This window comes from Streptomyces sp. NPDC020681, assembly GCF_044334895.1.
In the GTDB taxonomy this organism is placed as follows: Bacteria; Actinomycetota; Actinomycetes; order Streptomycetales; family Streptomycetaceae; genus Streptomyces.
This window is the reverse complement of sequence record NZ_JBIRTX010000035.1, coordinates 34,011-40,323: the sequence shown is the minus strand read 5'-3', so window position 1 is coordinate 40,323 and position 6,313 is coordinate 34,011. Positions and strand designations below refer to the sequence as shown.

At 69.6% G+C, this 6,313-nt stretch carries 2 protein-coding genes and 1 pseudogene; 1 reads left to right on the top strand and 2 read right to left on the bottom strand.

What is annotated here, in order from left to right; genetic code table 11:
• Both ACH4YL_RS38650 and ACH4YL_RS38645 read right to left on the bottom strand, forming a co-directional pair.
• A pseudogene (locus ACH4YL_RS38650) lies at positions 1-111 on the bottom strand (DUF5937 family protein); the annotation flags it as partial.
• A 756-nt stretch (positions 112-867) separates the two neighbouring features.
• The gene (locus tag ACH4YL_RS38645) at positions 868-5,268 is read right to left on the bottom strand and encodes an AAA family ATPase (protein ID WP_398512214.1); all 4,401 of its coding nucleotides are present in this window, start codon (positions 5,266-5,268) and stop codon (positions 868-870) included.
• A 193-nt stretch (positions 5,269-5,461) separates the two neighbouring features.
• Here ACH4YL_RS38645 and ACH4YL_RS38640 point away from each other — a divergent pair, with 193 nt between their 5' ends.
• On the top strand, positions 5,462-6,313 hold the full coding sequence (locus tag ACH4YL_RS38640; protein WP_398512213.1) for a hypothetical protein: 852 nt from the start codon (positions 5,462-5,464) through the stop codon (positions 6,311-6,313).

The following is a 6,313-nucleotide window of genomic DNA, read 5'->3' as shown; positions in this document are numbered from 1 at the left end:
GCTTGTGAGGAACGCCAGAGGAACTCGGCCTCCCTCAACCGCTCGGCCAGCTCCGGCCGCAGCCCGGCCCAGACATCCCCGGCCCAGCCGGCGAGCTCCGGGCTCAGCCATCGCTGCCATCAGAGCCGTCAGATGGTGAGGCGTACGGAAGGCGCCGAAGGGACCGGCCGTGGCGACCCGGGCGAGCAGTTGCTCGTACAGACCGCCTGCGTTGGTATCCCCGGCCGAGAGGGCCTCCTCGAGGAGGCCCACAGCCCTGGCGAGGAGCCTGGGGGTCGGGATCGTGAAACGAGCATCTTTGACGTGCTGCGAATAGGCCAGCCCGGCGAAAGCGTGACTACGCAGCCAGGGAAACACCTCGTCGGTCATCGACGTGTACATGCGTTGAGGCGTCAGGCGAATGAGATGGCACCAGCGCAGATGCTGCTCGTCCTGAGCGAAGACAGGTTCCCTCTCCGGTGCTTCCTGCGGAACCGCCTCTTGGTCCCAGCATTCCTGTATGCCGTCCAGCTCGCGGAGACACAGGAAGGGATATCTGGTCCACGATCTCCAGCGGATTGGAGATTCCCGCTGCCCAGAAGGCGTCGAAGAGCCGGGTGGTGGTACGCATGAGACCGTCGTTCATCACGTACCGGAGACTATCCACGCTGTCCACGGCCCGGTGGTGCATCCCGGCAAACCTGCGGGCGCCTGCGCCACGAACGCCCTGCGAGAGGGCGTGCTGACCATGCGTGTCTCGCCCTGGCCCCGGGCCACGAGCGTGCCGGATCTCGGGCCTTCGCCAGAAGCGTTGCTGCCCAAGCGGTTGGGCCCGACCCGTGTGCGGGCCGTCGGCGGCGACAGTGCCATCAGCGGGCGATTGCCGTCCTATGACGGCTCTGCCTTCAGCGGCCAGCCGAGAGTGGCAAGTCCTGTCGGCCCGGCGATGTGCACACGCTGCGTGTCGCCGGCGGTGTGCACGATGTTGGTGACCGGTGCCGCGGTGAGCAGGGAATGCACGAGGCGTCCCGTGAGGGGGTCCCACAGCCGCATGCCGGTGCCGTTGCCGGCTGCCAGCAGCCAGGACCCCGAGGGCTGGGGGAGTGCGGTCATCACAGCGGTGTACGGGGTGTCGATACGGCCCACCGGACTCCACCTCTGCGGATCCCAGAATGCGATCTCATGAGGCGTGGCGATGGCCACCGCGACACGATTTTTAGGTAGGGGGACGAGGCACAGTGCGGTGACCGTGTTGCGGTAGGGCAGCGTGCGTTCGTCGATGAGTTCGCCACTGACTACATCCCACACCAGCAGCCGGGAGCGCACCGTCGCCGCCACCAGGCAGCGGCTGGCGGGGGAGGGCAGCGCCAGCAGCGCGCTGACTGGCCCGTTGCCGGGTAGCGGTCTTACCTCGCCGGTGACGGCGTCCACGATGATCGTCCCGCTGTGGTCGGTCACCACGAGAGCGGGTTGCCCATCCGGAAGCTGCACTGCGCAGCAGCGGGCTTGCTCGAACGAGCCGTTCAGGAGCGGCAGGGCGACATCATCTCCGGTGTTCCACAGACGGATGCCCGTCGTGTCGCCCACGGCCACGGCGGCTGAGCCGTCCCGGGCGGGTAGGGCTTCCAGGAAGGTCACTGGGGAGGAATGCTCGTAGTGGTCGAGACACTGCCCAGTGACGGCGTCCAGGATCTCCACTTGGGAGCCAGTGGGGACGGCCAGCCGTTGCGTACCCTTCGCGGACGGCAGGGCGGCCATCATGTGCGCTGCCTGCGTGACCCGCCACGGCTTGCGTGCCGGCCGGGGCCGTGGAGAGGGTGATGGGCTGGGGCCCCACTGCACCGCAGGGTGGGGGCCGTGCAGTTGGACGCCCTCGTCACCGGTGACGGCAACCTTCCAGGCCTTATCTGGGCTGGGAATGCCGGCGAACATCGCTCGCGGTTGCGCCGGGTACGTTCCCACATGCCGCGGCTGGGACCGGGACACATCCCATACCTCGATGGCGTCGTCCGTCACGATGCCTGCCACGCTGGCGCCACCGGGAGCGGCCAACGCCACGAGCCGCTGGCCCCGAACGGGCAACCGGCCTACCACCTCGCCGGCCTGGAGAGAATCGGTGGGAAAGAGCTCGCTCTGGCGGGCGGCGATCTGGAAGGGGTTGAACAGCCAGACCGGCTCGTCCTTGCCGCCGCGCAGCACGGCCAGCAGATCGCCTCCGGACGGCCCTCGTACGGCTGCCATGGACCGGGTCGTGGAAAACGGCAGGTGCAGGGGCAGGACGTCGCCGGTCAGGGGGTTGAACAGCACCCACCCGGCGCGGTGCCGTTTGCACAGGTGGTAGCCCCGGCTCTGCGGGTCACGGATCCAGGTCAGCCGGTCCGGGAGGCGGAGATCGTCAGGCAGGCGGACCCGCTGGACCACGTCCTCCGACGGCTTCCACAGGACCAGCTCCTCCCGCCCGCTGGCCACCACCATCGTCCACCGGTCGGCACCATCCTGTGCCACCACCACCGTGCGCACACCGGGCAGTTCCAGGCCCGCCAGCTGGCGGCCCGAGAGCGGATCGAACACCGCCGCGCTGCGGGGCCCGGCCGCCACCAGGAAGGGACGCCCGCTGGTCCCCTTCGCGACCGTCATGCTATGGGCGACACCGGTGTCGATGTGGGTGAGCTGCTGGCCGGTCGTGCTGTCCCAGACGCCGATGCCGTGACGGGTGCTGGTGGCGAGCAGTTGGCGGCCGTCCACCGTCGCTAGCGAGCACAGGGCGTGCACCCGGCCCACGGGGGAAGCCACCACGTTGGTGCGCGCCTGCCAGCGCCCCCACTGGGTATGCAGCCGCGGGCCGAAGGAGTCAGCGGAAGTCGGCGATGTCGGCAGCAGGTCCTTCCCCTCCTCCTCGTCGTGTGTCGCCAGATGGAAGGAGACGCTGCTGAAGCGGGACGGGGCATCCGCCGACTCATCCAGGTAGGGCTCGATCAGCCCGGCCGATGTGAGCACCCGGCGCTTGGGGTCGCCCACCGGCAGCGGCAGGCCAAGCCGTCCGCGCAGCGACCCCGAGCTCTCCCAGACCGCCAGTTCCACCGGCATGATCGAATCGTCCAGTGTGTGGCCCAGTTCGGCGTGGGCCACCGTGTGGCGGCGCACATAGGGATGCGGAGCCAGGCGGCCGCCCTGCTCGGCCAGGCGGGCGCAGGCCTCGGCGATGGCACGGTGGATCTGCTCCACGGGCTGCACGTCTTCCATCTCGGCAGCCCATTCCTCAGGAATGCCCGCAAGGGGATCCACGGCCAGCAAGCCGGGCTCGGTCAACAGCACCTCGGCCACCCGCTGGTGGGCGGGCCGGTAGGTGACCCGGCCGTCCTCTTCACCGGCGGCGAGGTAACCGACCAGGCGGCTGTGCCGCACCGTGCGGATCACCGCATCGACTTCACCGGCGGGCGGTGCAGCCGGGCCGAGGACCGCGGCGGCCACCGCCGGCCACACTTCCGCCCACGGCAGCCCCGCGCCCTGGGCGAAGGCGGTGGCCCGCAGCACCGCCAGCAGCAGCCGCAGGCTGATGTCCTGGTCCCTGGCCACCTGCCGCACATCGCTGGCGAGTAGCGCCGTCGTTCCGGCGTGCAACCGATCGCGCCAGAGGGGATCCTGCACGTCCTGTCGGCTGATGGCGGACCTCAGCTGGGCGGCGGCCAGCCGGGCGTCGAGGAACGACGGCTTCACCGCCTGCGCGATCACCGCCGCGACCTCGGCCGCCGCCGCGCCATGGCCGGCATACGGGCTGTCCTCGGCCGCCTGCAGCACCATCTCCACGTAGGCGGTGATGTCGGCGGCGGTCTGTTCCCCGTCTGTGCGCAGCAGGGCCAGCGGCACGCTGCTCTCGCCCATCCCTGCCTGCAACACGGTGTGGAGCAAACCCAGCAGCTGGTCGGCCGCCGCATCCTGCAGTTTGCCGCCCTCGACGTCCTGGGCCGAACTACGCATCCCCAGCACCAACCGCACCGCCGGCTCCCCGTCCGCGGCACGCAGCCGGGCGAGCGGGGCGATCACGTCGGACAGGCACGCGGTGGGCTCCTGCGCCTCATCCAGCCCGTCGATCACGAGGGTTACCGGCTCCAGCACCTCGGCACAGGCCGCGGCCACCCGGTCCAACAACGCCTGCAAGGGAGGTTCGCCCCCGACGCCCTCGGCGCCGAGGGCGGCCAGCAGATCCTCGATCAAGGCCAGGGACGACTTCCCCCGCGCCAGCACGGCCGCGTCCACCGCACCCCGCCGCGGCCGCAGCGGTGCGGGAACCGTATCCACTATGTCCGCGAACCGGGAGACAAACAGCGGATCGCTCAGGGTGACCAGCCGGGCCAGCAGCGCCGACTTGCCCGAGCCGGCAGCCCCGGTCACCACCAGTACCCCCGCCCCGGCTTGGACGAACTCCACCAGCGCCTGCATCAGCGTCTGGCGCCCGCTGAAATACCAGCCCGGATCATCGTCATCGGTACGGCCCGAGGCGCGGGCCAGCCAGTACTGCTTCAGGGTGGATGCCGACAGCGACACTGGCTGCCGGGAGGCCTCCACAACCTGTTCCTTCGGCTCATAGTGCGGGTTGGGCAGGCACAGGCTCGGCTCGTCACGGCGCGAATCCGGCCACACCCACAGCGCCCGCAGCAGGCCGGGGTTCTCGTCGCCGACCGTGTTGAGGAGCCTCTCCCAGTCCTGGAACGACAGATGGGGCGCGGTGAAGCCGGCCGATTCATCCCTGGCCTTGTCCAGTGCCAGCTTCAGCAGCCGTGTGAACTCGCCCCGGTGCGGCTCCTGCTCGAAATCGCCGCTGGTGATTACAGCGAGGGTCTTCAGGTCGCGCCGCTGCGCACACAACTCCTCAAACAGCACGCTCAGTTCGCTTTTGAGGCTGCCGGCGAAGCACGAGTCGACGAGCACCAGCATGTGCTCCGCCTCGCTGTCCATGGCCTGCGTGATCAGCTCGCTGGTGGGAAACGCGGTGCCCAGCAGCCGGTCGGGGGAGGTGTGGCCGAAGGTCAGGTAATGGCGCCGGGACTGGCCGCGCAGGCCGTGCCCGGTGATGTAGACGACCAGCGCCTGGTCCCACTGCGCCTGCGCGAGTTCCTGCTCGGTCAAAAACAGCCGCAAATCCTCCGGCTGCGTCAGCTCCTTGGGCCGCGCGACCTCGAACCGCCGCCCCGCGTCTATCGCGGGATCGGCCAGCCAGCCGGTGATCGTCTCCACCTGCTTCTGGATCCCCGCGGTGAAGGCCTCATCCTCGGTGAAGTACTCGTCCACCGCAACGATCACCAGCCGCCGAGGCCACGGCGCCACCCCGTTCAACTACGCCCCCTCACGCACACGTTGCCCAGCACTCTAACCACCCAGCCAGACCGCAGCCGCGACGCGGCCGCCGCCTCGGCCGGATAGGATCCCGGCAGTCACCAGCCCGCATCCTGCGGGGAAGCAGGTTCCGGGGGGAAAGATCAGCGTGCACATCGTCGGTATCCACGGCATCTGGCAGGGCAACACCAACGTCGTGAAACTCTCGGCCGACTGGGCCGGCGCCCTGACCAAGGGCCTGCGCACCCACCACGGGCCCGCCTGCCCCATCCCACCGCTGACGATGGCCTACTACGGCAACCTCTTCCGCACCCCAAGTAAACGCCTGGGCGCACAGGACAATCCCCCGCTCGTCGATGACACCGACCCCTTCACCGACCAGGAAGAGGCATTCGTCCTCGACACCCTCGCCCTGTACGCCCCACCCGACCTCGATCCCGAACAGCTTGAGACCGAAACCCTCGGCCTGGGCATCCCCTACATCCCCCGCCCTGTCGCCCAGGCCGTGGTCGCCGTCGACCACAAGATCGGCCGTGACATGGGGCGGCGTCTGCTGGGCTTCGTCCGCCAGGTCTACCGCTACCTGCACCACGACATCGGTGAGCGCATCCGCGCCGAGGTCCGCACCGAACTGCACCGCCCCGGCCCTCGCCTGGTCATCGCGCACTCCCTGGGCAGCGTCATCGCCTTCGACATGCTCACACGCGACGACACCGGCCCCGGCCCCGACGGCCTGACCACCCTCGTCACCTGCGGATCCCCCCTGGCCTGGCCCACCATCCGTCATTCGCTGGGCCAGGCCGGTGCCCTTCAACTGCCCGACGACATCGACTGGTTGAACCTTCACGCCGCCGGTGACCTCGTCGCCCAGAATGGACTGGCGGCCGTCGCTCCGGCCGTCCGCGACGAACTCGTCCGCAACGGCATCACCGATCCGCACACTGCCCTGCGCTACCTCGAGAAGCAGCCGCTCGCCGACCTCATCGTCCAACGGGCCTGA